Origin of the sequence: Streptomyces sp. NPDC018693 (assembly GCF_044391385.1) — a bacterium.
Lineage (GTDB): Bacteria > Actinomycetota > Actinomycetes > Streptomycetales > Streptomycetaceae > Streptomyces.
This window is the reverse complement of record NZ_JBIRZZ010000012.1, coordinates 158,909-183,658: the sequence shown is the minus strand read 5'-3', so window position 1 is coordinate 183,658 and position 24,750 is coordinate 158,909. Positions and strand designations below refer to the sequence as shown.

The 24,750-nt window shown below is 71.6% G+C and carries 29 protein-coding genes; 16 read left to right on the top strand and 13 right to left on the bottom strand.

The genetic code is table 11. From position 1 onward, the window contains the following. Positions 1–37 precede the first annotated feature (37 nt). A complete protein-coding gene (locus ACH5AC_RS28295; protein WP_398865007.1) occupies positions 38–940 on the top strand; it encodes a LysR family transcriptional regulator in 903 nt (300 codons plus the stop codon). Positions 941–943: 3 nt separating this feature from the next. Here the strand turns inward: ACH5AC_RS28295 and ACH5AC_RS28290 are convergent, their stop codons facing one another. Beyond that, entirely contained in the window at positions 944–1,411 is a 468-nt protein-coding gene (locus ACH5AC_RS28290; protein ID WP_398865006.1) for a pyridoxamine 5'-phosphate oxidase family protein, read from the bottom strand. 84 nt (positions 1,412–1,495) lie between these two features. Here ACH5AC_RS28290 and ACH5AC_RS28285 point away from each other — a divergent pair, with 84 nt between their 5' ends. Further along, positions 1,496–2,128, top strand: a complete 633-nt coding sequence (locus ACH5AC_RS28285) for an isochorismatase family protein (protein WP_398865005.1) — start codon at positions 1,496–1,498, stop codon at positions 2,126–2,128. Here ACH5AC_RS28285 and ACH5AC_RS28280 read toward each other — a convergent pair. Further along, positions 2,115–2,594 carry a Rieske (2Fe-2S) protein gene (locus ACH5AC_RS28280; protein ID WP_398865004.1) on the bottom strand — a complete coding sequence of 160 codons (480 nt, stop codon included), beginning with the start codon at positions 2,592–2,594 and terminating at the stop codon, positions 2,115–2,117. The two genes, ACH5AC_RS28285 and ACH5AC_RS28280, sit on opposite strands and share 14 nt — an antisense overlap. Positions 2,595–2,771: 177 nt before the next feature. Here ACH5AC_RS28280 and ACH5AC_RS28275 point away from each other — a divergent pair, with 177 nt between their 5' ends. Both ACH5AC_RS28275 and ACH5AC_RS28270 read left to right on the top strand, forming a co-directional pair. Further along, the gene (locus tag ACH5AC_RS28275; RefSeq protein WP_398865003.1) at positions 2,772–3,536 is read left to right on the top strand and encodes a HipA family kinase; all 765 of its coding nucleotides are present in this window, start codon (positions 2,772–2,774) and stop codon (positions 3,534–3,536) included. A 73-nt stretch (positions 3,537–3,609) separates the two neighbouring features. Beyond that, a complete protein-coding gene (locus ACH5AC_RS28270; RefSeq protein ID WP_398865051.1) occupies positions 3,610–4,026 on the top strand; it encodes a DUF3037 domain-containing protein in 417 nt (138 codons plus the stop codon). Positions 4,027–4,035: 9 nt separating this feature from the next. Here ACH5AC_RS28270 and ACH5AC_RS28265 read toward each other — a convergent pair whose 3' ends face one another. After that, positions 4,036–4,533, bottom strand: coding sequence for an excalibur calcium-binding protein (locus ACH5AC_RS28265; RefSeq protein ID WP_398865002.1), 498 nt, complete (start codon positions 4,531–4,533; stop codon positions 4,036–4,038). Positions 4,534–4,744: 211 nt separating this feature from the next. Here ACH5AC_RS28265 and fabG point away from each other — a divergent pair, with 211 nt between their 5' ends. From fabG to ACH5AC_RS28240, 5 genes are all read left to right on the top strand, one after another. Continuing rightward, the gene (fabG, locus tag ACH5AC_RS28260; protein ID WP_398865001.1) at positions 4,745–5,506 is read left to right on the top strand and encodes a 3-oxoacyl-ACP reductase FabG; all 762 of its coding nucleotides are present in this window, start codon (positions 4,745–4,747) and stop codon (positions 5,504–5,506) included. A gap of 32 nt (positions 5,507–5,538) precedes the next feature. Continuing rightward, positions 5,539–6,291 carry an SDR family oxidoreductase gene (locus tag ACH5AC_RS28255; RefSeq protein ID WP_398865000.1) on the top strand — a complete coding sequence of 251 codons (753 nt, stop codon included), beginning with the start codon at positions 5,539–5,541 and terminating at the stop codon, positions 6,289–6,291. Between the two features lie 217 nt (positions 6,292–6,508). After that, positions 6,509–8,092, top strand: coding sequence for an ABC transporter substrate-binding protein (locus ACH5AC_RS28250; RefSeq protein WP_398864999.1), 1,584 nt, complete (start codon positions 6,509–6,511; stop codon positions 8,090–8,092). An 81-nt stretch (positions 8,093–8,173) separates the two neighbouring features. Then, positions 8,174–8,857 (top strand): uracil-DNA glycosylase, encoded by a 684-nt coding sequence (gene ung, locus ACH5AC_RS28245; protein ID WP_398864998.1) that lies wholly within the window; start codon positions 8,174–8,176, stop codon positions 8,855–8,857. Positions 8,858–8,958: 101 nt separating this feature from the next. Then, positions 8,959–9,453 carry a hypothetical protein gene (locus ACH5AC_RS28240; RefSeq protein WP_398864997.1) on the top strand — a complete coding sequence of 165 codons (495 nt, stop codon included), beginning with the start codon at positions 8,959–8,961 and terminating at the stop codon, positions 9,451–9,453. 15 nt (positions 9,454–9,468) lie between these two features. On the opposite strand, the gene ACH5AC_RS28235 is transcribed toward ACH5AC_RS28240, so the two are convergent. Beyond that, positions 9,469–10,020, bottom strand: a complete 552-nt coding sequence (locus ACH5AC_RS28235) for a hypothetical protein (RefSeq protein ID WP_398864996.1) — start codon at positions 10,018–10,020, stop codon at positions 9,469–9,471. Between the two features lie 112 nt (positions 10,021–10,132). After that, positions 10,133–10,651 (bottom strand): DinB family protein, encoded by a 519-nt coding sequence (locus tag ACH5AC_RS28230; protein ID WP_398864995.1) that lies wholly within the window; start codon positions 10,649–10,651, stop codon positions 10,133–10,135. A gap of 192 nt (positions 10,652–10,843) precedes the next feature. Between ACH5AC_RS28230 and ACH5AC_RS28225 the strand changes: the two genes are divergently transcribed. Continuing rightward, positions 10,844–11,755 (top strand): Gfo/Idh/MocA family protein, encoded by a 912-nt coding sequence (locus tag ACH5AC_RS28225; RefSeq protein ID WP_398864994.1) that lies wholly within the window; start codon positions 10,844–10,846, stop codon positions 11,753–11,755. On the opposite strand, the gene lnt is transcribed toward ACH5AC_RS28225, so the two are convergent. Together lnt and ACH5AC_RS28215 are read right to left on the bottom strand one after the other, a co-directional pair. Then, complete coding sequence (lnt, locus tag ACH5AC_RS28220; protein WP_398864993.1) at positions 11,673–13,241, bottom strand: apolipoprotein N-acyltransferase; 1,569 nt, start codon at positions 13,239–13,241, stop codon at positions 11,673–11,675. The two genes, ACH5AC_RS28225 and lnt, sit on opposite strands and share 83 nt — an antisense overlap. 112 nt (positions 13,242–13,353) lie before the next feature. Then, positions 13,354–13,815, bottom strand: coding sequence for a nuclear transport factor 2 family protein (locus ACH5AC_RS28215; RefSeq protein WP_398864992.1), 462 nt, complete (start codon positions 13,813–13,815; stop codon positions 13,354–13,356). 92 nt (positions 13,816–13,907) lie between these two features. Between ACH5AC_RS28215 and ACH5AC_RS28210 the strand changes: the two genes are divergently transcribed. Continuing rightward, complete coding sequence (locus ACH5AC_RS28210) at positions 13,908–14,531, top strand: DUF4291 domain-containing protein (RefSeq protein WP_398864991.1); 624 nt, start codon at positions 13,908–13,910, stop codon at positions 14,529–14,531. A gap of 6 nt (positions 14,532–14,537) precedes the next feature. On the opposite strand, the gene ACH5AC_RS28205 is transcribed toward ACH5AC_RS28210, so the two are convergent. The 3 genes from ACH5AC_RS28205 to ACH5AC_RS28195 all read right to left on the bottom strand — a co-directional run bounded on the left by ACH5AC_RS28205 (position 14,538) and on the right by ACH5AC_RS28195 (position 16,367). Then, entirely contained in the window at positions 14,538–14,717 is a 180-nt protein-coding gene (locus ACH5AC_RS28205) for a hypothetical protein (protein ID WP_398864990.1), read from the bottom strand. Between the two features lie 137 nt (positions 14,718–14,854). Continuing rightward, positions 14,855–15,733 carry an undecaprenyl-diphosphate phosphatase gene (locus ACH5AC_RS28200; protein ID WP_398864989.1) on the bottom strand — a complete coding sequence of 293 codons (879 nt, stop codon included), beginning with the start codon at positions 15,731–15,733 and terminating at the stop codon, positions 14,855–14,857. Positions 15,734–15,896: 163 nt separating this feature from the next. After that, entirely contained in the window at positions 15,897–16,367 is a 471-nt protein-coding gene (locus tag ACH5AC_RS28195; RefSeq protein ID WP_398864988.1) for a winged helix-turn-helix transcriptional regulator, read from the bottom strand. 137 nt (positions 16,368–16,504) lie between these two features. Here ACH5AC_RS28195 and ACH5AC_RS28190 point away from each other — a divergent pair, with 137 nt between their 5' ends. Further along, on the top strand, positions 16,505–17,674 hold the full coding sequence (locus ACH5AC_RS28190) for a thiolase family protein (RefSeq protein WP_398864987.1): 1,170 nt from the start codon (positions 16,505–16,507) through the stop codon (positions 17,672–17,674). 58 nt (positions 17,675–17,732) lie between these two features. Here ACH5AC_RS28190 and ACH5AC_RS28185 read toward each other — a convergent pair whose 3' ends face one another. After that, positions 17,733–18,518, bottom strand: a complete 786-nt coding sequence (locus ACH5AC_RS28185) for a TVP38/TMEM64 family protein (RefSeq protein ID WP_398864986.1) — start codon at positions 18,516–18,518, stop codon at positions 17,733–17,735. 49 nt (positions 18,519–18,567) lie between these two features. Here ACH5AC_RS28185 and ACH5AC_RS28180 point away from each other — a divergent pair, with 49 nt between their 5' ends. The 3 genes from ACH5AC_RS28180 to ACH5AC_RS28170 all read left to right on the top strand — a co-directional run bounded on the left by ACH5AC_RS28180 (position 18,568) and on the right by ACH5AC_RS28170 (position 21,656). After that, the gene (locus ACH5AC_RS28180; RefSeq protein WP_398864985.1) at positions 18,568–19,290 is read left to right on the top strand and encodes a DNA alkylation repair protein; all 723 of its coding nucleotides are present in this window, start codon (positions 18,568–18,570) and stop codon (positions 19,288–19,290) included. A gap of 262 nt (positions 19,291–19,552) precedes the next feature. Next, positions 19,553–20,722, top strand: a complete 1,170-nt coding sequence (gene tuf, locus ACH5AC_RS28175) for an elongation factor Tu (protein WP_398864984.1) — start codon at positions 19,553–19,555, stop codon at positions 20,720–20,722. 88 nt (positions 20,723–20,810) lie between these two features. Next, positions 20,811–21,656: a spermidine synthase gene (locus tag ACH5AC_RS28170; protein ID WP_398864983.1), complete on the top strand. Its 846-nt coding sequence runs from the start codon at positions 20,811–20,813 to the stop codon at positions 21,654–21,656. On the opposite strand, the gene ACH5AC_RS28165 is transcribed toward ACH5AC_RS28170, so the two are convergent. Both ACH5AC_RS28165 and ACH5AC_RS28160 read right to left on the bottom strand, forming a co-directional pair. Next, the gene (locus ACH5AC_RS28165) at positions 21,618–22,928 is read right to left on the bottom strand and encodes an MFS transporter (protein WP_398864982.1); all 1,311 of its coding nucleotides are present in this window, start codon (positions 22,926–22,928) and stop codon (positions 21,618–21,620) included. The two genes, ACH5AC_RS28170 and ACH5AC_RS28165, sit on opposite strands and share 39 nt — an antisense overlap. Before the next feature lie 61 nt (positions 22,929–22,989). Further along, complete coding sequence (locus ACH5AC_RS28160) at positions 22,990–24,045, bottom strand: hypothetical protein (protein WP_398864981.1); 1,056 nt, start codon at positions 24,043–24,045, stop codon at positions 22,990–22,992. A gap of 143 nt (positions 24,046–24,188) precedes the next feature. On the opposite strand from ACH5AC_RS28160, the gene ACH5AC_RS28155 reads away from it, so the two are divergent. Then, on the top strand, positions 24,189–24,626 hold the full coding sequence (locus ACH5AC_RS28155) for a DUF4442 domain-containing protein (RefSeq protein WP_398865050.1): 438 nt from the start codon (positions 24,189–24,191) through the stop codon (positions 24,624–24,626). Positions 24,627–24,750: the final 124 nt, after the last annotated feature.

Sequence of the window (24,750 nt, the reverse complement as noted above, 5' to 3'; positions counted from 1 at the left end):
CTCGTAGCATCGCTTACATGTCGACCCTGGAGCCCTCATGTTGAACCTGGAGCGCCTGCGCACCCTCGACGCCCTCGCCCGGCACGGCTCGGTCAGCGGTGCGGCCGAAGGGCTGCACGTGACGACATCGGCGGTCTCGCAGCAACTGGCCAAGCTGGAGCGGGAGGTCGGCCAGCGGCTGCTCGCCAAGAACGGGCGGGGGGTGCGCCTCACCGACGCCGGGCGGCTGCTCGCCGAGCACGCGGCCCGCATCCTCTCCCAGGTGGAGCTCGCCCAGTCCGACCTGGAGGCCCAACGCGGCCAAGTGGTGGGCGAGTTGCGGCTCTCCGCGTTTCCGACGGCCGCGCGCGGACTGTTCCCCGCAGTGCTCGCCGCGCTGCGCCGGCAGCACCCCGCCCTCCGGCTGCGCTCGTGCGAGCTGGAGCCGGAGAAGGGCATCGCCGGAGTGGTGCGCGGCGACCTCGACCTCGCGGTCGTCCTCGACTGGTACAACAAGCCGATGCCGCTGCCGGACGGCCTGGTCAAGGCGCCCGTACTCGACGATCCGGCCGATGTCGCCATGCCGGTCGGCCATCGGCTCGCCGGACGTGACGAGGTCGACCTGGGGGAGTTCGCCGAGGACGAGTGGATCACCTGGGGCGAGGGCGAGTTCTGCCACGAGTGGCTGATGTTCACGCTGCGCTCGCGCGGCATCGAGCCGATCGTCGGCCACCGCGCCGCCGAGACCCACACCCAACTCGGGCTGGTGCAGGCCGGACTGGGCGTGTGCATCGTGCCGCTGCTGGGCCGGCACCCGGTGCCCGAGGGCGTCGTCATGGTGCCCCTCGAACAGCGTGTGCGCCGGCACGTCTACGTCGTCTGGCGTGCCGACGCCGACCGCCGGCCGTCGATCCGGGCGGCCGTACGAGCCCTCAAGGAGGCGGGGGCCCACATCGGTTGACGCTCAGAGATCGCCCAGCTTGCGGAAGTCCCACGACACCACCTTCTGCGGCCTGAGCCGCAACCACGCGTGCCGGCCGTCGTGCGGCATGGCGTCCAGGCCGAAGTTCTTGCGGGCGAACAACGTCTCCACGGTGTCGAGTTCGGCGCACAGCTCCCCGGTGCGCGGGATCTCCCCCACGAACTCCACGGTGCCCGACAGCTCCACGCCGCGCAGTTGCTCGTACTCCTCGCCCGTGTCGACCACGATCGCCACCCGCGGATGGCGCCGCAGGTCCGCCCACCGTCTGCTGCGCACCACCGAGTACAACCACAGCGCGCTGCCGTCCCACAGGAACCACAACGCGCTCACATGCGGGGTGCCGTCGGCGGACACCGTGGCGACCCGGCAGGTCCGCTGGGTGGTGAGGAAGGCGTTCACCTCGCCGGGCGTCATCATGATCCTGCGCCCTCGGCGCTGAGTCACCGTCATCGTGCCCCCTCTTCTCATGTCTTCCCTCGCCACGCGGCGGTGGTTAGTGTCGCCCGCCCACCCACAGGTGACCAGGGGAGAGCCATGCCGTCGTACGGGAAACCCAGTGAACTCCTCGATCCCGCGACTGCCGTGCTGCTCACGGTCGAGTGCCAGCGGGGCGTCGTCGGCCCCGACGCGGCCCTGCCCGAACTCGCCCGTGAGGCACGGCAGTCGGGGGCGCTCACCAGAATCGCCGCTCTGGTGGCCGCCGCGCACGCCACCGGCGTCCAGGTGATCCACGCCGTCGCCGAGCGCCGCCCGGACGGCCGGGGCGCCAGCCGCAACGCCCGGCTGTTCCGCGCCGCCGAACGCCTGCCCGTACGACAGCTCACCGGCAGCACCGCCGTCCGGGTCGCCGACCCGATCGAGGTCGCCGAGCAGGACATCGTCGTACGGCGGCTGCACGGCCTGTCGCCCGTGCAGGGCACCGAGGTCGACGCCCTGCTGCGCAACCTGGGCTGCCGCACCCTCGTCGTCACCGGCGTCTCGGCCAACGTGGCCGTCCCCAACGCCGTGTTCGACGCCGTGAACCGCGGCTACACCGCCGTCGTGCCGACGGACGCCATCGCGGGGGTGCCCGCCGACTACACCTCCGCGATGATCCGTCACACCCTCGCCCTGGTCGCCACCCTCACGACCACCGACGAGCTGCTGGGCTGTCTCAGGCCAGGGTGATCGAGTCGCCACTCACCGTGATGGACACCGACGGCAGGGCCTTCGTCGCCGGACCGCTCTTCACGCTGCCGTCCTCGATCGAGAAGTTGCTCTGGTGACAAGGGCAGTTGATGACCCCGTCGGCCACGCTCTTGACCGCGCAGCCCTGGTGGGTGCACACGGCCGAGAACGCCTTGAACTCGCCGGCCTTCGGCTGGGTGACGACCACCTTCTGGTCGGCGAACACCTTGCCGCCGCCCTCCGGGATCTCCGCCGTCGTGGTGAGCGCGGCCCCGGCGGCGTCCCCGCCGCTCGTGCCGCCGCTGCCCGCCGCCTGACTGGTCTGGCTGCCGGTCGCACTCGACGACGAACCGTCGTCCGAGTCCCCGCACGCGGTCAGCGCGACGGCGAGCCCGGCCGCTCCGGCCGCCGCCACGACCGTACGACGGGCAGGACGCGATGCGGAGTTGAGCGATGCGCTGGTCATGCTGACGTTTCCCTTCGGAGACTGCGTGATCTGTCGAGAGGTACGGTCGGGGGGCGCCGCGTGTTCAGCGCTGCGCCCAACTCCGGACGACGTCGAGAGCTTGACGTTGTCGAGGTCGGACCGGCGTAAGACCAAGCTGTCACGGAGCTGTCAGGGCCGCCCCAGTAGCCTGGGACGATGCTCAAGGACGTCACCGCCACCCGCTACATCACGCCCCTGCGGGAAGGCGGCTCGCTGCCGGGACTCGTCGAGGCCGACGACCTCGGGATCTACGTCATCAAGTTCACCGGCGCGGGCCAGGGCCGCAAGACCCTCGTCGCGGAGGTCGTCTGCGGCGAACTCGCACGGCGGCTCGGCTTCCGGATGCCCCGCCTGGTCACCGTCGAACTCGACCCGCTGCTCGGCCTCGGCGAACCCGACGACCGGGTGCAGGAGCTGCTGAAGTCCAGCGGCGGCACCAACCTCGGCATGGACTTCCTCTCCGGCGCCCTCGGCTACGACCCGCTCGCCTTCCCGGTGAGCCCCGAGGAGGCCGGCCGGATCGTCTGGTTCGACGCGCTGGTCAACAACGTCGACCGGTCCTGGCGCAACCCCAACCTGCTGATGCACCGCGGCGAGCTCTGGCTCATCGACCACGGCGCGACCATGATCTGGCAGCACAACTGGCCCTCCGCCGAGACCTCCGCCGCCCGCCCCTACGCCGCCTCGGACCACGCGCTCGCCCGCTTCGCCCCCGACCTCGCGGCCGCCGCGGCCGACCTGGCGCCCCGGATCACCGAGGACCTCCTCGCCGAGGTCACCGCCGAGATCCCCGACGTCTGGCTCACCGACGAGCCCGGCTTCGCCGGTCCGGACGAGCTGCGCCGCGCCTACGCCCGGCCCTTGCTGGCGCGGGCGGCCGTCATCCGGGAGCGGATCACCGGGATCGAGGAGACGAAGTGAGCGACCACCGCCCGGACAGCGGCAGCACCCAGGAGGCCCAGTGAGCGAGAGCCGGATCAACGTGGCCGGTCACATGACCGAGCGGCACATCACCCGGGCCGGCCAGGGCGGCGGCCGGGACGTCTTCGAGTACGCCGTGCTGCGCGTCGTCCCGCGCGTCGAGCGCGGCGAGTGCATCAACGCCGGCGTGCTGGTCTACTGCCGCGCCCGCTCCTACGTCGGCGCCCGCACCCACCTCGACGAGGCGCGGCTGCTCGCCCTCGACCCCGCGGCGGACGTGGCGGGCGTGCGGGACGCTCTGGCGGCCGTGGAGCGGGTGTGCGGCGGGGGCGGGACGGCGGGCCAGGCGGCCGGTGACGACGCCGGGCGCCGCTTCCGCTGGCTGGTCGCCCCGCGGTCGACCGTGGTCCAGCCCGGCCCGGTCCACACCGGCCTCACCACCGACCCGGCCGCCGAGACGGAGCGACTGCTGGACCTGCTGGTGCGGTGACCTGCGCGGTCAGCTCCGGCGGCGCCTGACCAGGTAGGCCGTGGCCACGGCGGCACCGGTCACGAACGCCACGCCGAGGGCGATGTCCCACTCGGTCGGCCCGGAGCCCGACGCGCCGCCGAAGCCGCCCTCGACACCGCGGGTCGGGGTGACGGCCGGTGTCGGTGTCGGTGTCGGTGTCTGCGTCGGTGTCTGTGTCGGTGTCTGTGTCGGTCTCGGCGTTGGTGTTGGCGTTGGTGTTGCTGTCGGCGTCGCGGGACGGAAGGTGGAGGAGATCGAGGGTCCGCCGCGGCGGGGCAGGACCTCGCAGGGAATGCCGTCGTTGTCCGCGTCCAGCCGGTGCGGGTCGCTCGGATCGGCGTCCAGGATCGCCTGTGCGTCCTCCTGGAAGGCGAAATGACGGCAGTCCAGGTCGTCCCCGTCCTGGGCCCGGGCGGCGGTGGCCGTCGGCACGATCACGGATATCGCGAACAGCGCGCCGACGGCGCAGGTATGGCGGCGGGGCATGAGGTGCCTCCTTTATCAGGGTCCCCTCGCCGACGCTAGGAGGCCCACGGTGCGACGGCGCGCGGCCGTAGGCCGTTCGGGTAATGGATCACATGAGGCCGGTGGGCCGTTGACACCGGGTGCCAGGGCTTCTAGCGTCACGTCTGCTGAAGGTACTAAGCGGTCGCTCACCGCACGTCATGTGTTCTCTCAAGGGCGAGGAGATCCAGCAATGTCCACCACTGAGCAGCGGGTCGCAGTAGTCACCGGTGCGGCGCGCGGCATCGGGGCCGCCACCGCCGTACGGCTGGCCGCCGAAGGCCGTGCCGTCGCCGTGATCGACCTCGACGAGGCCGCCTGCAAGGACACCGTCGAGAAGATCACCGCGGCCGGCGGCAGGGCCATCGCGGTCGGCGCCGACGTGTCCGACGAGGCGCAGGTCGAGGCGGCGATCGCACGGATCGTCGCGGAGCTCGGCGCGCCGACCATCCTGGTCAACAACGCGGGCGTGCTGCGCGACAACCTGCTGTTCAAGATGAGCGTCTCCGACTGGGACACCGTCATGAACGTGCACCTGCGCGGCTCGTTCCTGATGACCAAGGCGGTCCAGAAGCACATGGTGGACGCGGGCTTCGGCCGCATCGTCAACCTGTCGTCCTCGTCCGCGCTCGGCAACCGCGGCCAGGCCAACTACTCGGCCGCCAAGGCCGGTCTGCAGGGCTTCACCAAGACCCTCGCCATCGAGCTCGGCAAGTTCGGCATCACCGCCAACGCGGTCGCCCCGGGGTTCATCGCCACCGACATGACCGCCGCGACCGCCGAACGTGTCGGCATGGGCTTCGAGGACTTCAAGAAGGCCGCCGCCTCGCAGATCCCCGTCCAGCGCGTCGGCGAGCCCGACGACATCGCGGGCGCCGTCGCCTTCTTCACCGGCGAGGCGGCCGGATTCGTCTCCGGCCAGGTGCTGTACGTCGCCGGCGGTCCGCTCAACTGAAGCCCGGGAAACAGGGAGCAGGGAACACGCACATGACTGAACTCTCCGGCAAGGTCGCCCTGATCACCGGCGCCAGCCGCGGCATCGGCTACGGCGTCGCCGAGGCCCTCGTCGCCCGCGGCGACCGGGTCTGCATCACCGGCCGCAACGAGGACGCCCTCAAGGAGGCCGTCGAGAAGCTCGGCGCCGACCGGGCCATCGCGGTGGCCGGCAAGGCGCACGACGAGGACCACCAGGCCGTCGCCGTCGAGCGCACCATGGAGGCTTTCGGGCGCGTCGACTTCCTCGTCAACAACGCCGGTACGAACCCGGTGTTCGGGCCGATCGCCGACCTCGACCTGAACGTGGCACGCAAGGTCTTCGAGACCAATGTGATCTCCGCGCTCGGTTTCGCCCAGAGGACCTGGCACGCCTGGCAGAAGGACAACGGCGGCGCGATCGTCAACATCGCCTCCGTCGCCGGCATCGCCCCCTCGCCCTTCATCGCCGCCTACGGCGTCAGCAAGGCCGCCCTGATCAACCTGACCCAGCAGCTCGCCCACGAGTTCGCGCCCAAGGTGCGGGTCAACGCCATCGCCCCGGCCGTGGTGAAGACCAAGTTCGCGCAGGCCCTGTACGAGGGCCGGGAGGCGGAGGCCGCCGCGGCCTACCCGCTCGGCCGGCTCGGGGTGCCCTCCGACATCGGCGGCGCCGCCGCCTTCCTCACCTCCGAGCAGTCCGACTGGGTCACCGGGCAGACCCTCGTCGTCGACGGCGGCATCTTCCTCAACGCCGGCGTCGGCTGACCTCACCCGGCCCGCCGCGCGGGTCACGAACCGCTCACGAAGGGCGCCGTTTCCTTGACGGGAACGGCGCCCTGGTCGTCGTACGGGCGCCGCACGGCCCGTCGATCACGCCGTCGGACACAAGTGGATCAAGACCGGGTCGGGAGCCTGGCTCTACCCCCGTGGCACTGCGGTATGGTCGGCCAACCCTTGGTACGGCAGAACGAGGAGCGTGCGCGTGTTCAACCGGAAGCGAAGCCTTCGCCAAGTGGCGGCGATCGCCTCCATAGGCATGGTCGCCGGATGCGGCGTCTTCTCGGACAGCGGCTCCGACGACCGGGGACCCATCGTCGTCGGAACGACCAGCCCCGTGAGCACCCTGGACCCGGCCGCCGCCTGGGACGGATCCTGGGAGCTGTTCCGCAACGTCTACCAGACGCTGCTGGCGTACCCGCCCGGCGCGTCCACCCCCGAACCCGACGCCGCCAAGAGCTGCGAGTTCACCGACACCGGGAACCGCACCTACCGCTGCGAGCTGCGTGACGGCCTGACCTTCTCCAACGGCGACAAGCTCGACGCGCAGGCGGTCAAGCACTCCATCGACCGGATCCTGGAGATCGCCGCCCCGACCGGCCCGGCCGGACTGCTGGGCAGCCTCGACCGGGTCCAGGTGCGCGGCGACCGCGAGGTCGTCTTCCAGCTGAACAAGCCCGACGCCACCTTCCCCTTCGTGCTGGCCACCCCGGCCATGTCCATCGTCGCCCCCGACGACTACCCCGCCGACGCCCTGCGTGAGGGCTCCGGCGTCGTCGGCTCCGGGCCGTACAAGCTGGACAGCTACAAGGAGGGCGAGAGCGCCGAACTCGTCCGCAACGATCGGTACAAGGGCTTCGCCGACCGGCAGAACGACGCGGTGTCGATCCGCTACTTCCATGACTCGGCCACCATGGTCAAGGCGCTGCGGGACCGGCAGATCGACGTCACCTACCGCGGCCTCGCCGCCGACGACATCGTCTCGCTGGAGAGCAAGAACAGCGAGAACGAGGGACTGCAGATCGTCGAGGGCACCGGTGCGAGCATCGACTACCTGGTCTTCAACCCCAAGGACAAGTGGGCCGCCAAGCCCGCCGTCCGCAAGGCCATCGCCCAGATCGTCGACCGGGCCGCCCTCGCGCACACGATCTACAAGAACACCGTCCAGCCGCTGTACTCCATGGTCCCGCAGGGCCTGACCGGCCACACCACGGCCTTCTTCGACGACTTCGGCAACCCCGACGCCGACAAGGCCCGCGAGATCCTCACCGACGCCGGCATCACCGACCCGGTCCCGCTCACCTTCTGGTACACCTCCGACCGCTACGGCTCCGAGATCGCCCTGCAGTTCAAGGAGCTCAAGCGGCAGCTCGAAGCCACGGGACTGTTCGAGATCACCCTCAAGAGCCGCCCGTGGAAGGACTACGTCGACGGCTACCAGAAGGGCGAGTACCCGGTGTTCGGCCGCGGCTGGTCCCCGGACTTCCCGGACGCCGACAACTTCATCGCCCCCTTCGTCGGCAAGCAGAACGCCCTGGGCACGCCCTACGAGGCGAACCGGATCACCGACGTGCTGCTGCCGCGCTCCCGCCAGGAGAGCGACCGCGCCAACGTGGTGAAGGACTTCGAGGAGGCCCAGCGGGTCCTCGTCAGGGACGTCCGGCTGCTGCCGCTGTGGCAGGGCAAGCAGTACGTGGCCGCCAACGAGGACATCTCCGGCGCCGAGCGGTCGATGGACGCGTCGACGATCATGCTGCTGTGGGAGCTGTCCCGCAAGACGAGCTGGTAGTCCCGGTCCGGGGGCGGGTTGTCAGTGGTCGCCTGTAGGTTCTGAGACCTGGAAGCGACCGCACGACCTAAGGACGTTGACGTGACCGACACCGCCATGCTGCCCGAGTCCTGGCGCGGGGTGCTGGGCGACGAGCTGCAGCAGCCCTACTTCAAGGAGCTGACGGAGTTCGTCGAGGAGGAGCGGGCGAAGGGTCCCGTCTACCCGCCGCGCGAGGAGGTCTTCGCCGCCCTCGACGCGACGCCGTACGACAAGGTGAAGGTCCTGATCCTCGGTCAGGACCCTTACCACGGCGAGGGCCAGGGGCACGGCCTGTGCTTCTCGGTCCGCCCCGGGGTGAAGATCCCGCCGTCCCTGCGCAACATCTACAAGGAGATGCACGAGGAGCTGGGCACCCCGATCCCGGACAACGGCTATCTGATGCCGTGGGCCGAGCAGGGTGTCCTGCTGCTCAACGCGGTCCTCACCGTCCGCTCCGGTGAGGCCAACTCGCACAAGGGCAAGGGCTGGGAGAAGTTCACCGACGCCGTGATCCGCGCGGTGGCCGGCCGGCCCGACCCGGCCGTGTTCGTCCTGTGGGGCAACTACGCGCAGAAGAAGCTCCCCCTGATCGACGAGACCCGGCACGTGGTGGTCAAGGGCGCGCACCCCTCTCCCCTGTCCGCGAAGAAGTTCTTCGGCTCCCGTCCGTTCACGCAGATCAACGAGGCGGTGGCCGCACAGGGCCACGAGCCCATCGACTGGACGGTCCCTAACCTCGGCTGACCGCCGCCGGGCCGGTCCCACCCAGGGCCGGCCCGGTGCCGCCTGACGGGGAATGCCGGTGGTGGCGGTTAGCGTCGTCCCAAGGACGCGAGGAGGGCATCGTGGCGGAGCGACAGGGGCAGACGGCGCCGGACGCGTTGCTGACGCGGATCGGGCAGGTCGTGATGCTGCACCATGGTGGCGACCGCGAGGAGGCCCGCAGCCGCCTCCTGGACCTCTGGTCCGAACTCGGCGAGCGGGGCGACCCGCTGCACCGCTGCACCCTCGCCCACTACCTGGCCGACACCCAGGACGACCCCGAGCACGAACTGGCCTGGGACCTGCGGGCCCTGACAGCGGCCGAGGAGCACGAGGGGTCGCTCGCCGCGCGGGCGCTGTACCCCTCGCTGCATCTGAACCTGGCGGCGGACTACGCCAAGCTGGGCCGCTCCGACGCCGCCCGCTCCCATCTGCGCGCGGCCCGTGGCGCGGCGGCCGTCCTGCCGGACGACGGCCACGGCGACCGGGTACGGGAGGCGATCAGGCGGCTGGAGCTGCGGCTGGGGGAGGGCGGCGCCGACGGGGAGAGCTGGGGCCCGCCCAGGCAGCGGCCGTGACCCCGGTCGGGGCTGTCACCTTCCGTACGTCTGCCGGCAGATCACGGCTTCCGGGCTGTCCGCCCGCCACCCCCCGTACTTCTTGCCGAGCGCGCACACATCGGTGTTCTTGCGCACCTCCTTCTGCACGCCCTGCGACACCTCACGCGCCATCTCGTTCGACGTGCCCTTCGACAGGTCCAGGGTACCCCCGCCGGGGTGTGCGGTCCGCCGGGGCGAGGGATGCGTCGGCCGGGGGTGCGGCTGTGCCTGCGCCTTCCGCGGCGACTCCGAGCGCTCGGGACGCTCCCCCAGGGGGACGCTCCGCTGCGGCTCGGTGTCCGGTCGCCGGGCCGGGACCGCGGCCTGCGGTGTCGCGGCCGGCCGCACCATCTCCAGCGCCTCCTGCACCGGGGCCTGCACCACCTGTGTCTCGGCCCGTCCGTCCGGTCGCGGCACCGGCAGCTGGGACGGCGCCACGGGCGGCGGTCCGGGCACGGGCGGGCGCTGCTGGACGGTCACACAACCGGAGAGGGCGGACACGGCCACGGTGACCAGGAGCGTTGCGGTAGTCGTCGTTCGCTGCACCCGCGCAACTCTGCTGGGTCACGCCCCGAGAACCACAGTGGACAAGCGGAGGTTGCCCCGCACGGGTGATCTCCTGCCCCGTAAGGAGGGCGTGGGGCGGCGCGGGCTGACGTCAGTCGCCGGTCGCGCCGTCGATGCGCTCGCGGATCAGGTCGGCGTGGCCGTTGTGGCGGGCGTACTCCTCGATCATATGGGTGTAGATCCAGCGCAGGTTGTACGGCTCACCCGTGCGCCGGCTCCTGCGCTGGGAGAGGTCGTCCAGGGCGACACCGGCCGCCGCCCGCCGGGCGGCCTCGATCTCGGCCTGCCAGGTGGCGTGCGCCTCCGCCCAGGTGTCGTCGTCGGTGACGTGGAAGTCGCCGTCGGGGTCGTCCTCGGTGTAGTAGATCGGGCCGGCGGCGGCGTCGTCCGTGAGGATCGCGCGGAACCACCATCGCTCCACCTCCGCCATGTGCCGCACCAGCCCCATGAGGGTCAGCTCGGAGGGCTCCACGGAGGCGGTTCTGAGCTGTGCGTCGGTCAGGCCCTCGCACTTCCGGGCCAGGGTCTGGCGGTGGAAGTCCAGCCAGCCCTCCAGCGTGGTCCGCTCGTCGGCGTGCTGAGAGGTCGAGGTGCGCTGAGTCGTCGTCATGAGGGCATCCTCGCCCAGCGAACGCTCGGCCCACCACGGGTTTTCCGGCCCCGGGCCGCGCAGCAGCTCCGTCAGCGGCGGCCGGGCCGGCGCTTTGCCCACGGAGCTTCCACGGCATCGCAGGCCGGCGGCCGCCGCAGCACCCGTATGCTGCCGTGCAGGCGTCCCCAGGCAGGCAGTGAAGGAGCCCCCGTGAAGATCGGCTGCATCGGACTCGGTGACATCGCGCAGAAGGCGTACCTGCCGGTGCTCGCCGTGCAGCCAGGGACCGAACTTCACTTGCAGACCCGCACCCCGGCCACCCTCGACCGGGTCGCCGACGCCCTGCACCTGCCCGCCGCGCAGCGTCACCGGGACCTCGACGCGCTCCTCGCGGCCGGCCTGGACGCCGCGTTCGTGCATGCGCCCACCGAGGCCCACCCGCACATCGTCGCCCGGCTGCTGGAGGCGGGCGTACCGACCTACGTCGACAAGCCGCTGGCCTACGAACTCGCCGACTCCCAGCGGCTGGTGGAGCTCGCCGAGGCGCGCGGGACGAGTCTCGCCGTCGGCTTCAACCGGCGTTACGCGCCCGGCTACGCGCAGTGCGCCGACCATCCGCGTGAGCTGATCCTGATGCAGAAGAACCGGATCGGCCTGCCCGAGGAACCCCGCACGATGATCCTCGACGACTTCATCCACGTCGTCGACACCCTGCGCTTCCTGGCGCCCGGCCCGATCGACGACGTGACGGTCCGCGCGCGTGTGGTGGACGGGCTGCTGCACCACGTCGTGCTCCAGCTCGCCGGGGACGGCTTCACCGCGCTCGGGGTGATGAACCGGCTCAGCGGTTCCACCGAGGAGATCCTGGAGGTGTCGGGGCAGGACACCAAGCGGCAGGTGGTCAACCTCGCCGAGGTGATCGACCACAAGGGGCAGCCGTCGGTGCGCCGGCGCGGGGACTGGGTGCCGGTCGCCCGGCAGCGCGGTATCGAGCAGGCGGTGCTCGTCTTCCTGGACGCGGTGCGCGCCGGGAAGGTGCTCAGCGCCCGGGACGCGCTCGCGACCCACGAACTGTGCGAGCGGGTGGTGCGGACGGTGCGGGAGCGCTCCGGCGCGGCCTGAGCACAGCCCGTACGCCCTCGGCGAGGCCGAAGCCGGCCAGCACCAGCAGGGCCGCCCGCACCGGCCAGTCGCCGAGGCGGACGAACGGGGTGACGCCGTCGGACAGCGGCACCTCGTAGACCGCCGTGGTGCTCGCGTCCGTGCCCAGCCAGGACCCCACACGCTTCCCGCTCGCGTCGTGGACCGCCGAGACGCCCGTCAGCGTGGAGTGCACGAACGGGCGGCCCGTCTCGGCGGCGCGCAGCGCGGCGAGCGAGGCGTGCTGCGCGGGCGCCCAGCTCTGCTGGAAGGTGGAGGTCGCGGACTGGGCGACGATGACGTCCGCGCCGTCCTCGGTGAGATGGCGGCTCATGTCGGTGAACGCCGTCTCGAAGCACACCAGCGGCCCGATGCGCAGGCCGGGCGCGACGTCCATCACGACCTGCGCGGTGCCGCGCCGCCGGTCCTCACCGGCCGCCTCGCCGACGGAGGTCGCCCAGCCGAGCAGGGAGCGGGCGGGGACGTACTCGCCGAACGGCACCAGCCGCATCTTGTCGTAGCGGTCGCCGGTCAGCCCGTCCGGGCCGACCAGGATCGAGCTCTTGTAGATGCCGGGCCGGTCGGAGCGGCGGGCGTCGACGTTGACGAGGATCTCGGCACCGGTCGCCTCCGACAGGGCGGCGATGCGCCGGGCGAGGTCGGGTCGCTCACCGAGGTCGTAGCCGACGCTGCTCTCGCCCCACACGATCAGGTCCACGTCCTGGCCGACCAGCCCGCGGGTGAGCTGCTCCTCGCGGTCGAAGCGGTGTGCCGGACCGTGGACCACGCCGGGCTGGACGAGGGCGATCCGGACCCGGCCGGTCTCGTCCGGGCGCGGCGACCACACCCACGCCACCGAGGCGGCGACGGCGGTGGCCACCAGGCCGGCCACGGCGGGCACCCGCGAGGGCGGCACGGCGATCAGGACGGCGGCGGCCACATTGACGGCCACGACCAGGAAACTCAGCAGCCACACCCCGCCGACGGAGGCCAGCCGCAGCGCGGGCTCCACCTGCCACTGGCTCGCCCCGAGCATGCCCCAGGGCCCGCCGAGCCCCTGCCAGGACCGCACCAGCTCGACCACCAGCCAGCCCGACGGCAGCACCAGCAGCGCCGCCGCGACCTGCCACCGCGAGGGTCTTCCGGCCAGGAACCGGCGCACCAGCCAGCCCCACGGCGCCCACAGCACGCCGAGCAGCACGGCGATCACGAAGGTGAACACATGCAGGTTCGGCAGCAGCCAGTGGTGCATGCCCAGCATGAACCCGAACCCGCCCCACCAGCCGTCGTACACCGCGCGTCGAGAGCTGGGCGCGGCCCGTAGGAGCAGCAGCCAGGGCACGAGGGCGACGTACGCCCACCACCACAGCGCGGGGCCGGGGAAGGCGAGCACGGGCAGCGCACCCGCCAGTGCGGCGACCACGGACCGCCGCCACGGGGAGGCGAGCCACCGGCCGAACCACTTCATACGGCGCCTCCTGCCCGGTGATGGCTCCAGTGTGCCGCGCGGCGGACGATCTCCGACAGTGGGCACGGCTCTGTGCGATCTTCCGGAGCAGCGGTTCGGCGGGCGACCGCGGCTATGCGCTCGGCAGGCGGCGCCACTTCTCCTGTACGACCACCTGGTGGACCCTCCAGCCGTCGGGGGTGCGCAGGAGGGCGAAGGCGTAGCGGCCGCCGCACACGAAGTCGGGCGGGGAGGCACCGTCGCCGCCGGCCAGCCGCATCGGGTTGACGTAGTCGGCCTGGACCCGGGCGGTGTCGCCGGTGTCCTGCTCCAGGATCCCGAAGCGCAGCCGGCGGTTGACGATGAGGTGCTGCCGCATCGCGAACCGCCGCAGGGTGTCGGCGAGCCAGTCGGCGACGTCCCCGGCGTGTCCCTCGATGCCGCCGGCGGAGCGGTAGTCCGCGCGGCCGTCGGAGGTGAACAGGTCCCGGTACGCCGTCCAGTCACCGTCGTCGACCGCCACCGCGTAGTCGGTGATCAGTCCATCGACGGCCAGTCGGTCCATCACGGTGGCGAGCTCCACACGCTGCGTCATGGCCCGAGTGTTGGACATACGGCGTGCGCAGCCAAGGGCCGTGCGGGGATATTCGGTGGCCGTGTCGCCCGGGTGGCGGCCAGGCTGGGGCCGTGAACGATCAGTCAGTCGAACAGACCGTCGCCGAGGAACCGAGGTTCCGCATCCGTGCGCTCTACACCGAGTCCACGATCACGGTCTATCAGGCATACCGTCCGCGGATCGGCGCCGCGGCGGCGCGCAACGGCCGTTTCCCCTCGTCATGGAGCCGTGAGCGCATGACGTGGATCAAGCCGTCCTTCCTGTGGATGATGTACCGCTGCGGCTGGGCCACCAAGGAGAACCAGGAGACCGTCCTCGCCGTGGAGATCACCCGGGAGGGCTTCGAGTGGGCGCTGCGCCATTCCTGCCTCTCGCATCACGTGCCGGAGCTGCACGGCGAACAGGCCGAGTGGAAGCGGCAGTTGAGAGCGGCACCGGCGCGGGTGCAGTGGGATCCGGAGCGGGATCTGCACCACAACCCGCTGCCCCACAGGTCGCTGCAGCTGGGGCTCGCGGGGGAGGCGACGGCCCGGTACGCCGATGAGTGGCTCGTCGGCATCAGGGATGTGACCCCGCTGGCCAGGGAGATCCAGGGCCAGGTGCGCGCCGGTGAACTGGACCGGGCGCGGGCCCTGTTGCCGCCGGAGCGGCCGTACCCGGTGGCGGAGGAGGTCCTCGCGCACCTGCGGAGGTGATCCGCGTCAGGCCGCCTCGACGACCTCGCCGCGGATCGCCTCGGCCCACTCGACCACCAACAGCTCGTACTCCGCGCGCTCCTGGGCCGTCAGGGACCCGCCCGCGCGCAGCCACAAGGCCCTGATCCGCTCGTTTAACTCGGCAGCGGACCGCACGGAACCAGGGAAGGCACATTCGGGGGACATGCGCCAAGCCTAGGCACAAGGACTGACAGCGCGCTACCGCGCGGCTACTGATCCCGTATGGGCTTGGTCACGGCTGATCGATCAGTCGAACAGCCAACTGGTCGGTGGGCACCCTGAGTTGTCCCGGGTGTGGCGGCTCAGCCGCCCGCCGGCTCGCCGGCGTCCGGGCTGAGCACGCCGGCGGTGACGAGGACGACGAGGATGATGCCGAGGGCGATGCGGTACCAGACGAAGGGCATGAAGCTCTTGGTCGAGATGAACTTCATGAACCACGCGATGACGGCATAGCCGGACACGAAGGCGATGACCGTGGCGAACATGGTCGGCCCCCAGGCCACGTGATCGTTCTCCAGCGCGTCCTTCAGTTCGTAGCCCCCGGAGGCCAGTACGGCGGGGATGGCGAGCAGGAAGGAGTAGCGGGCCGCCGCCTCGCGCTTGTAGCCCATGAACAGGCCGCCGCTGATGGTGGCGCCGGAGCGGGAGACACCGGGGATGAGGGCGCACGCCTGGCAGAGGCCGAAGATCAGGCCGTCCCGTACGCCGAGCTCCTGGAGCGTCTTGCGCTGCTTGGCCGCCCGGTGCCGCCCGCCCTTCTCGTCGCGGGCCGCCATCCGGTCGGCGATGCCGATGATCACACCCACGACGATCAGCATGGTCGCCGTGATGCGCAGGTCACGGAAGGGGCCCACGATCTGGTCCTTGAGCGTCACCCCGAGCACGCCGATGGGGATGGAGCCGACGATGACCAGCCAGCCCATCCGGGCGTCCTGGTCCTTGCGCATCGTCTTGTCGGTCAGCGAGCGGGTCCACGCCGAGAGGATCCGCCCGATGTCCTTGCGGAAGTAGATCAGCACCGCGGCCTCCGTGCCGATCTGGGTGATCGCAGTGAAGGCGGCGCCCGGGTCCTCCCAGCCGGAGAACGCGGCGGTCAGCCGCAGGTGCGCGCTGGAGGAGACGGGCAGGAACTCGGTCAGCCCCTGGACGAGTCCGAGGATGAGGGATTCAAACCAAGACATGAAGTTACGGAGTCCAAGTGCCGATCGGTGGGAGGGGCGACGGACGGACGCGACGACAGCCGCGTCTGATCACGTGTGCCGGGGGCAGCCTAGCGTCCCGGTATGACAGGTCCGTCACAGGGGCTTCGTGGGAGCCCCTCCCCGGGCGCAACGGACGCGGCGGTTAGCGCCCCGCCGGGCCCGACAGGGTCCAGCCCGGGGTCTGCGGGTGGGCCCGGAGGTCCTCGTGGTGGACCTGTGCGCCGCAGGTGGCGCAGGTGACGACCGGGAGCAGTTCGTGGCCGCAGCTGTGCTCGATCACCATGGGGCGGTCGTCGTCCCCCCGCAGGTGGCGGTCGCCCCAGGCCATGAGGGTCATCAGGACCGGTTCCAGTTCGAGCCCCGCCTCGGTCGGCCGGTACTCGAAGCGCTGGGGCCGTTGGCTGTACGGCCGCTTGGTGAGGATCCCGGCGTCCACCAGGCGGCGCAGCCGGGTGGCCAGGATGTCGCGCGGGGCCCCGATGTTGCGCGCCAGCTGGTCGAAGCGTCCGTTGCCCAGGCAGACCTCCCGCAGGACGAGCAGGGAGTACTTCTCGCCGACTAGGGCGAGGGCGTCGGCGATCGAGCAGGGGCGCGGGTCCTTGGTGGCGGCCATGCTCCTCAGTCTAGTGAGGGTTTGAATTTCCAACCCGAGGGGCGGTGCAAGGGCTTACTGGGTTTGTTTTCCCAACCCACCCGCCTATGGTGGGTCCAGATTTCCTACCTACTGGTAATCGGCAGGAGGCCCGCACCATGCGTGACGCAGTCATCGTCGAAGCCGTACGCACCCCGATCGGCAAGGGCAAGCCGAACGGCGCCCTCGCACACGTCCACCCCGTCGAGCTCCTCGCCCACACCCTGCGCACCCTCGTCGAACGCTCCGGAGTCGATCCGGCCCTGATCGACGACGTCATCGGCGGCACCGTCGACCAGGTCGGCGAGCAGGCCATGAACACCACCCGCTACGCGGCGCTGTCGGCCGGATTCCCCGAGTCCGTGCCCGCGACCACCGTCGACCGCCAGTGCGGCTCCTCCCAGCAGGCCGTGCACTTCGCCGCCCAGGGCGTCATCGCGGGCGCCTACGACCTCGTCGTGGCCTGCGGCGTCGAGTCCATGAGCCGGGTACCGATGTGGTCCAACGTGCCGCCCGGCACGGACCCCTTCGGACCCGGCGTCGCCGAGCGCTACCCGGACGGACTCGTCCCGCAGGGCATCAGCGCCGAGCTGATCGCCGCCAAGTGGTCCCTGAGCCGCGCACAGCTGGACAACTTCGCCGTCTCCTCGCACCGCCAGGCCGCAGCCGCCTGGGAGCGGGGCCTCTTCGACGCCGAGGTCGCGCCCCTGGACGGCGTCTCACGCGACGAGTGCGTACGACCCGACAGCACCCCCGAGATCCTCGCCGGCCTCAGGCCCGCCTACCACGACCCCGCGTTCGCCGAGCGCTTCCCGCAGATCGAGTGGAACATCACCGCCGGCAACGCCAGCCCCGTCAACGACGGCGCCTCCGCCGTGCTGATCACCTCCAGCGAGACCGCGGCCCGGCTCGGCCTGCGCCCGCTCGCCCGACTGCACAGCTTCGCCGTCACCGGCTCCGACCCGCTGCTGATGCTCACCGGAGTCGTCCCCGCCACCGAGAAGGTCCTGCGCCGGGCCGGTCTGCGCCTCGACGACATCGACCTGTTCGAGGTCAACGAGGCGTTCTCCAGCGTCGTCCTCGCCTGGCAGCAGGAGACCGGCGCCGACCTCGCCAAGGTCAACGTGCACGGCGGGGCCATCGCCCTCGGCCACCCCCTCGGCGCCAGCGGCACGCGGCTCACCACGACCCTCGTGCACGCGATGCGCGAACGCGGTGCCCGCTACGGACTGCAGACCATGTGCGAGGCGGGCGGCCTGGCCAACGCGATGATCCTCGAATCGCTCTGAGCGCTCGGCCTGGGCGATTCGGTCGCAGCGTTTCTGTCCGGGGCGTCGGTCTGGGCGCTCACTTCGCGCGCAGCTGGTGGCGCTTGCGCCAGGCCACCACCGCGCCCGCCACCAGCGGCACGGCGATCCCGGCCACCGCCATCAGGAAGGCCGGCGAGGTCGGCGCCGACGCCTGCGCGCCGGCCACCGCGTACGCGGCCGTGTTCGGCACCGAACCCAGCCCCGTCGCCAGCAGAAAGGGCAGGTAGCCCATCCGGGAGACCGCCGCGCAGTAGTTCGCCGCCCAGAACGGCACCCCCGGGAACAGCCGCACCGCCATCATCGACCGGAAGCCGCGCCGGCTGAGCTGCCCGTCGGCCGCCTTCAGCCACCGCCCCCGCAGCAGGGGCCGCAGCGCGTCCTGCCCCAGAAGCCGGCCCAGGCCGAACGCCAGACCGGCGCCCAGCACCGTGCCCGCCAGCGCCGCCCCGAGGCCCAGCTGCCAGCCGAACAACGCGCCCGCCGCCAGATTCAGCAGCGGGCGCGGTACGAACGCCACCGTGCACAAACCGTAGGCCACCGCGAACACCACCGCAGCCGTGACACCGCCCAGCTGGGGCGGCCAGCCGTCCGCGAGCAGCCGCTGCGGCTCGAACAGCAGCACACAGGACGCGGCGGACGCCAGCAGCACGACCAGCAGCGAGAAACGGGACCAGGGCGACAGCAGCACGCGCGTGCAGCGCGCGGCGAACCCGACGGGCGGCGCGGGGACGACGACCGCGGTCGAAGCGAGGGCGAGATCGGTGGCGGCGGCCAGGGGAGAGGCCGCGCCGGTGCTCCCAGAGCGGGTGGGTGCATCGAGCATCCGGCGACAGTAACCGACGGACATGTCAGATCGCCGTATGGTTCGTCTCATGACCGTCACAGGCGCGGACACGGCAGGGGGACCGACCAGCACGCTCGCCGACACCCTGCTGGAGCGGCTCACCACCGTCTTCCCCGCCGCGGCCGACCCCCACCGGGCCGTCGCCATGCGCGCCTATATGAAGGACGTCGCCCCCTTCCTGGGCCTGCCCACCCCCGAGCGCCGCACCCTGACCCGCACCGTCCTGGCCGGCACGCCCCGGCCCGACGAGACGGACTGCACGGCCGTCGCGCTGCGCTGCTGGCGGCTGCCGGAACGCGAGTACCACTACTTCGCCGTCGACTACCTTCGCCGCCACGCGCGCGTGTGCTCGTCCGGTTTCCTGCCCGTGGCCCGGCACCTCGTCTCCACCGTCCCCTGGTGGGACACCGTCGACCTGCTCGCCGCCCACGTGGTCGGTGCCCTGGTCGCCACGGACCCGAAGCTCACGGCCACCATGGACGAGTGGAGTGCCGATACCGACCTGTGGGTCGTCCGTACCGCCCTGCTCCACCAGCTCCGCTACAAGGACCGCACCGACGCCGACCGTCTCTTCACCTACTGTCTGCGCCAGTCCGGGCACCCCGACTTCTTCGTCCGCAAGGCCATCGGGTGGGCGCTGCGCGAATACGCCAAGACCGACCCCGAGGCCGTACGGTCCTTCCTCGCGCGGGAGCAGAGCCGCTTCGCGCCGCTGTCGGTGCGGGAGGCGCTGAAGAACATCGGCGCCTGATGTCCCGTACCGGTGTGCCGTACCGGAAAACCATTCGACCTCGGGCAGCGCGTCGGCAATGATCGACGCATGTTCCGGCACGCCTTCCTCCTCGCAGCATCCGCAGTCGCGGATGCGCCGAAGGCTGCCGTTCCCGTCTTTCTGACAGTCGTCGACGGCGCCCGAAGCTGACCCTCTCCGGATTGTCCGGCGGACCCCGCAGGGGGAGGGTCGGCGAGTCCTCGGGGTCCCCGTTCCTACGCAGTGACTTCGAGGTACAGCCATGTCCAAGACGGCTTACGTCCGCACCAAACCGCATCTCAACATCGGCACCATGGGACACGTGGACCACGGCAAGACCACCCTGACCGCCGCGATCACCAAAGTCCTCGCCGACCGCGGGGCCGGCACCTTCGTGCCGTTCGACCGCATCGACCGGGCGCCCGAGGAGGCCGCGCGCGGCATCACCATCAACATCGCGCACGTCGAGTACGAGACCGACACCCGGCACTACGCGCACGTCGACATGCCGGGCCACGCCGACTACGTCAAGAACATGGTCACCGGCGCCGCGCAGCTCGACGGAGCGATCCTCGTCGTCTCCGCGCTCGACGGGATCATGCCGCAGACCGCCGAGCACGTGCTGCTCGCACGGCAGGTGGGTGTGAACCACATCGTCGTCGCGCTCAACAAGGCCGACGCGGGCGACGAGGAACTGACCGACCTGGTCGAGCTGGAGGTGCGCGACCTGCTCACCGCGCACGGCTACGGCGGTGACTCCGCGCCCGTCGTACGGGTCTCCGGGCTCCGCGCGCTGGAGGGGGACCCCAAGTGGACGGCGGCGGTGGAGGCGCTGCTCGACGCGGTGGACACATACGTTCCGATGCCGGAGCGGTATGTGGACGCGCCGTTCCTGCTGCCGGTGGAGAACGTGCTGACCATCACCGGGCGCGGGACCGTGGTGACCGGTGCCGTCGAGCGGGGCCTGGTGCGGGTCGGTGACCGGGTCGAGGTGCTCGGCGCCGGCGTCGAGACCGTGGTGACCGGGCTGGAGACCTTCGGCAAACCGATGGAGGAAGCGCAGGCCGGGGACAACGTGGCGCTGTTGCTGCGTGGGGTTCCGCGGGACGCCGTCCGGCGGGGGCATGTCGTCGCGGCGCCGGGGAGTGTGGTGCCGAGTCGGCGCTTCACCGCGCAGGTGTATGTGCTGTCGGCTCGGGAGGGAGGACGTACGACGGCGGTCACCACCGGGTATCGGCCGCAGTTCTACATCCGTACGGCGGATGTGGTGGGGGACATCGACCTCGGGGAAGCGGGGGTCGCTCGGCCCGGGGAGACGGTGACGATGACCGTTGAGCTGGGGCGTGACGTTCCTCTGGAGCCCGGGCTGGGGTTCGCCATTCGTGAAGGCGGCAGGACCGTGGGGGCGGGGACTGTGACAGCCCTTGTGTGAGGGGGTTCTGTGTGTGGGGGACTGCGGGCCCGCTGTGGCTGGGTCGCCCAGTTCCCCGCGCCCCTCTGCGTGCAGGCACAATTCAACGGTGAACCACGCCATTCCTGTCACCCGTGCCGTCGACCACGGCACCGCCAAGCTGATGCCCGATGTCGATCGGGAGCGGGCCTGGCTGCTGACCGTGGACGGGGCACCCCAGTCGTACGTCGACCTGGATGACCCCACGTATCTGGAGTTCGAGTACGCGCAGCGGCTCGGGCATGTGCTGGACACCGTCGCCGAGGTGGGGCGGGCGCTGGACGTCGTGCATCTCGGCGGGGGTGCGCTCACCCTGCCCCGGTATCTGGCGGTGACCCGGCCCGGGTCCCGGCAGGACGTCGTCGAGGCCGACGGTGCGCTGCTGGACCTGGTCGTGGAGCATCTGCCGCTGCCGGAGGGCTCCGGGATCAGCCTCCACCACGCCGATGCGCGGGAGTGGCTGGAGGACGCACGGGACGACTCGGCCGACGTGCTGGTCGGGGATGTCTTCGGCGGATCCCGGGTGCCCGCGCATCTGACGACGCTGGCCTATGCCCGGGAGGCCGCGCGGGTGCTGCGGGGCGACGGGGTGTATGTGGCGAATCTGGCCGACGGGGCGCCCTTCGCCTTCCTTCGGTCCCAACTCGCCAACCTCGCCACCCTGTTCGAGGAGCTGGTGCTGATCGCCGAGCCGGGTGTGCTGCGCGGCCGGCGGTTCGGCAACGCGGTGCTGGCCGCCGGGCACCAGGCGTTCGACGCCTCCGCGCTGGCCCGGCGCGCCGCCGCCGACGCGTTTCCGGCGCGGGTGGAGCACGGGGCCGGGGTGCGGTCGTTCATCGGGGACGCGCGACCGGTGCGGGACGAGGACGCCGTGCCGTCACCCGTGCCCCCCGAGGGCTCCTTCGGTGTCGGCTGACAGGCCGTCGGTCCCGGGTGACCGCCGCGTCACCTGCTTCGTACGCCGGGTCAGGTTCCGTACGTCGGGCACGCACAGCACCGCCGCCGTGACCACGACGACCAGGGTGGCGCAGCCCCACAGGGACGCGGTACGGCCGAACGCGGACTCCGCCGGTCCGGCCAGCGCGGTCGCCGGCGGGACCAGGGCGACCGAGCCGAACCAGTCGTAGGCGGAGACCCGGGACAGCTTGTCCTCCGGGATCTCCTGGTGCAGGGCGGTCATCCAGGAGACGCCGAACACCTCCAGCGTGATGCCGGTCAGGAACATCACCGCGCACAGCACCGTGACCGGGACCGGGACCGCGAGCGCGGCGGAGGGCAGGGCCAGCGGGAAGACGCACAGGGTGCCCACGAACAGCAGGCGGCGCGGCTTCCAACGGGTCATCAGCAGGGCACCGGCGACCGTGCCCGCGCCGAAGAAGCCGAGGGCGAGGCCCCAGGGGCCCGGCCCGCCCAGGTGGTCGCGGGCGACGAGCGGGCCGTAGACGGCGTCGGCGGCGCCCACGACGGCGTTGGCGATCGAGAACTGCAGGACGATGCCCCACAGCCAGGGCCGACCGCTGACCTCCCGCCAGCCCTCCCTGAGGTCGGCGAGCAGCCCGCCGCCCGGTGCGCGCGGCGGAAGGTGACCGACGTCGAGGAACGCGCGCAGCGCCCCGGCGACGGCGAACGCGGCGGCGTCCGCCGCGAGCACCCAGCCCGGGCCGACCACGGCGACCATCGCGCCGCCGAGCGCCGCCCCGCCGAGTGCCGCGCCCTGCATCGCCATCCGGAACACCGCGAAGGCGCGGCCGGCCTGCTCGCCCCGCACCGAGGACAGCAGCATGCCCTCCGCCGCCGGGCTGAAGAACGCCTGGCCGGTGCCGCCGAGCGCGGTCAGCAGCATCATCTGCCACAGCCGGGGCTCGCCGAGCAGCACCAGCGCGGCGAAGGCGCCCTGCGAGAGGAAGTTGAGGGTGTTGGCCGCGACCATCACCCGGTGCCGGGGGAAGCGGTCCGCGACCGCGCCGCCGACGAGCAGGAACAGCACCAGCGGCAGGGTGCGCGCGGCGGCCACCAGACCGACGTCGCCGCCGTCGCCGCCCGCCTCCAGCACGGCGAAGGCGGCGGCGATGAGCGCGCCCTGACTGCCGAGGCCGGTCACGAACGCGGCGGCGGTCAGCAGGCTGTAGTTGCGGCCCGCCCAGGCGGGTCTGCGCAGGCGGAGGCGGGTGTCGGCGGCTGAGGTCACCGGGTGACTATCGCCGCCCGGACCCCGGTGTGCCAAACCGGTGTCCCGCCGGGCGCACGGCTCAGCGCTGGGTGGGCTCCCCGTTGAGCCGTACCGTGCTGAGGATCTTCATGATGGTGTCCTTGGGCAGCTCGTCCTTCACACCCTTGGCCGCGTGCAGGTTCCAGGACACGAAGTCGCCGTTGGAGTTCTTGAAGCCGAACGTGATCGCCTTGCCGTCGCTGGCGCACTTGCCCTTCTGGGGCGTGTTCGTCGACTGCGCCCAGGCGTAGCTGCCCTGGACGCCGGAGGCGGTCGTGTAGGGCGTGGCCTTCTCGTCGAAGGTGATGCTCTTCTTGTCCGGCTCGGTGTAGCCGCCGAACACCCACCAGGCGGGCGTGTTGATCGCGATCTCGTCGGTGTTCTTGGCGCCCTCGGCGCCCTTGGTGCCGACCATCGCCAACGGGGTGTCGCTGGGGTCGCCGTCCTTGTCGTCGTCGGACGTGCACCACTTCGACTTGAACTCGGCGGTGCCGCCCATGATGATCCGGTCGTAGCCGTCCGGCTTCTCCTCGTCCTCCCACTCGAAGCCCTGGCTGAGGCCCGGCGACTGGACCTCCCAGTCCGCGGGGACGTCGAAGGCGATGCCCCACTTGGGGTTCACCACGACCTTCCAGCCGGCGACGGTCGGCTGCTCGGTCTCGTTGCTGCGCGGGTTGTCGCCCCCGGTCGTCGCGGTCGCGCTCGGTTCCGCGCTCGGGCTCGGGCTCGCGGTCGCTGTGGGGGTCGGGCTCTGGCCCTTGCCTGCCGCGTCGCTGTCGTCATCGTCGCCGCCCAGCACCAGGAAGCCGGTGACGCCGGCGGCCACCACCACGGCCGAGGCCGCGACGATCGCGACGAGCTTGGTGCGGTTGCCGCCGCCCCCGCCGCCGCTGCCGGGCTGCGGCTGGAGGGTGCCCGGCACGGTCGGGGCGCCCCACTGCGGCTGCTGCGGCTGCTGCTGTGCGTAGGGGTCGGGCTGCTGCTGATAGCCGGGCTGCTGATACGGATTCGGCTGCTGGTATCCCGGCTGCTGATACGGATTGTTCTGCGCCTGCGGGTTCTGCTCTCCCCCGGGCGGCTGCTGTCCTGGCCACATGCGCAGCAACCCTAGTGCCGCCCGGGAGCGGACGCGGTCACCACCCCTTGTCAGGGACGTACCGAATCGGTACCGCCCGTGCGGGGCCGCTCTGGCGGCAGTGGCTACTCGTGGGTAACATCCCGGCCATGAGCGCAGAACAGATGTCCGTCGGCGAGATGCTCGCCGCCACGGTGCCCATGGCCCGGACCCTGAACCTCCAGTTCCTGGAGACCACCCCGGACAGGGCCGTGGTCGCCCTGCCGGACAAGGGTGAGTTCCACAATCACGTGGGCGGCCCGCACGCCGGCGCGATGTTCACGCTCGGCGAGTCCGCCAGCGGCGCCATCGTGCTCGCCGCGTTCGGGGACCAGCTCTCGCGGGCCGTGCCGCTCGCCGTCCGCGCCGAGATCGCCTACAGGAAGCTCGCCATGGGTCCCGTCACCGCCACCGCGACCCTGGGCCGCCCGGCCGCCGAGGTCGTCGCCGAACTGGACGCGGGGCAGCGGCCCGAGTTCCCGGTGGCGATCGAGATCCGGCGCGGCGACGGCGCTGTGACCGGGGAGATGACGGTCGTCTGGACGCTGCGGCCCAACGGCTGAGCAATGGCGCGACGGGGCTTCGGGCCGCTCTGCGGCCCCTCCTCCGCCGGATTCTGTGGATACCGTCGGTAACTTTCAAATTCCGGCACTTTGACCTTCAGTCACTCGCACTCCTTGTTTCCTC

What these genes read in the sequence shown, in the direction of transcription:
- ACH5AC_RS28295 (WP_398865007.1), top strand. Translation starts at nt 38, where the DNA reads ATGTTGAACCTGGAGCGCCTGCGCACCCTCGACGCCCTCGCCCGGCAC.
- ACH5AC_RS28290 (WP_398865006.1), bottom strand. Translation starts at nt 1,411, where the DNA reads ATGACGGTGACTCAGCGCCGAGGGCGCAGGATCATGATGACGCCCGGC.
- ACH5AC_RS28285 (WP_398865005.1), top strand. Translation starts at nt 1,496, where the DNA reads ATGCCGTCGTACGGGAAACCCAGTGAACTCCTCGATCCCGCGACTGCC.
- ACH5AC_RS28280 (WP_398865004.1), bottom strand. Translation starts at nt 2,594, where the DNA reads ATGACCAGCGCATCGCTCAACTCCGCATCGCGTCCTGCCCGTCGTACG.
- ACH5AC_RS28275 (WP_398865003.1), top strand. Translation starts at nt 2,772, where the DNA reads ATGCTCAAGGACGTCACCGCCACCCGCTACATCACGCCCCTGCGGGAA.
- ACH5AC_RS28270 (WP_398865051.1), top strand. Translation starts at nt 3,610, where the DNA reads ATGACCGAGCGGCACATCACCCGGGCCGGCCAGGGCGGCGGCCGGGAC.
- ACH5AC_RS28265 (WP_398865002.1), bottom strand. Translation starts at nt 4,533, where the DNA reads ATGCCCCGCCGCCATACCTGCGCCGTCGGCGCGCTGTTCGCGATATCC.
- fabG (WP_398865001.1), top strand. Translation starts at nt 4,745, where the DNA reads ATGTCCACCACTGAGCAGCGGGTCGCAGTAGTCACCGGTGCGGCGCGC.
- ACH5AC_RS28255 (WP_398865000.1), top strand. Translation starts at nt 5,539, where the DNA reads ATGACTGAACTCTCCGGCAAGGTCGCCCTGATCACCGGCGCCAGCCGC.
- ACH5AC_RS28230 (WP_398864995.1), bottom strand. Translation starts at nt 10,651, where the DNA reads ATGACGACGACTCAGCGCACCTCGACCTCTCAGCACGCCGACGAGCGG.
- lnt (WP_398864993.1), bottom strand. Translation starts at nt 13,241, where the DNA reads ATGAAGTGGTTCGGCCGGTGGCTCGCCTCCCCGTGGCGGCGGTCCGTG.
- ACH5AC_RS28215 (WP_398864992.1), bottom strand. Translation starts at nt 13,815, where the DNA reads ATGACGCAGCGTGTGGAGCTCGCCACCGTGATGGACCGACTGGCCGTC.
- ACH5AC_RS28205 (WP_398864990.1), bottom strand. Translation starts at nt 14,717, where the DNA reads ATGTCCCCCGAATGTGCCTTCCCTGGTTCCGTGCGGTCCGCTGCCGAG.
- ACH5AC_RS28200 (WP_398864989.1), bottom strand. Translation starts at nt 15,733, where the DNA reads ATGTCTTGGTTTGAATCCCTCATCCTCGGACTCGTCCAGGGGCTGACC.
- ACH5AC_RS28195 (WP_398864988.1), bottom strand. Translation starts at nt 16,367, where the DNA reads ATGGCCGCCACCAAGGACCCGCGCCCCTGCTCGATCGCCGACGCCCTC.
- ACH5AC_RS28190 (WP_398864987.1), top strand. Translation starts at nt 16,505, where the DNA reads ATGCGTGACGCAGTCATCGTCGAAGCCGTACGCACCCCGATCGGCAAG.
- ACH5AC_RS28185 (WP_398864986.1), bottom strand. Translation starts at nt 18,518, where the DNA reads ATGCTCGATGCACCCACCCGCTCTGGGAGCACCGGCGCGGCCTCTCCC.
- ACH5AC_RS28180 (WP_398864985.1), top strand. Translation starts at nt 18,568, where the DNA reads ATGACCGTCACAGGCGCGGACACGGCAGGGGGACCGACCAGCACGCTC.
- tuf (WP_398864984.1), top strand. Translation starts at nt 19,553, where the DNA reads ATGTCCAAGACGGCTTACGTCCGCACCAAACCGCATCTCAACATCGGC.
- ACH5AC_RS28160 (WP_398864981.1), bottom strand. Translation starts at nt 24,045, where the DNA reads ATGTGGCCAGGACAGCAGCCGCCCGGGGGAGAGCAGAACCCGCAGGCG.
- ACH5AC_RS28155 (WP_398865050.1), top strand. Translation starts at nt 24,189, where the DNA reads ATGTCCGTCGGCGAGATGCTCGCCGCCACGGTGCCCATGGCCCGGACC.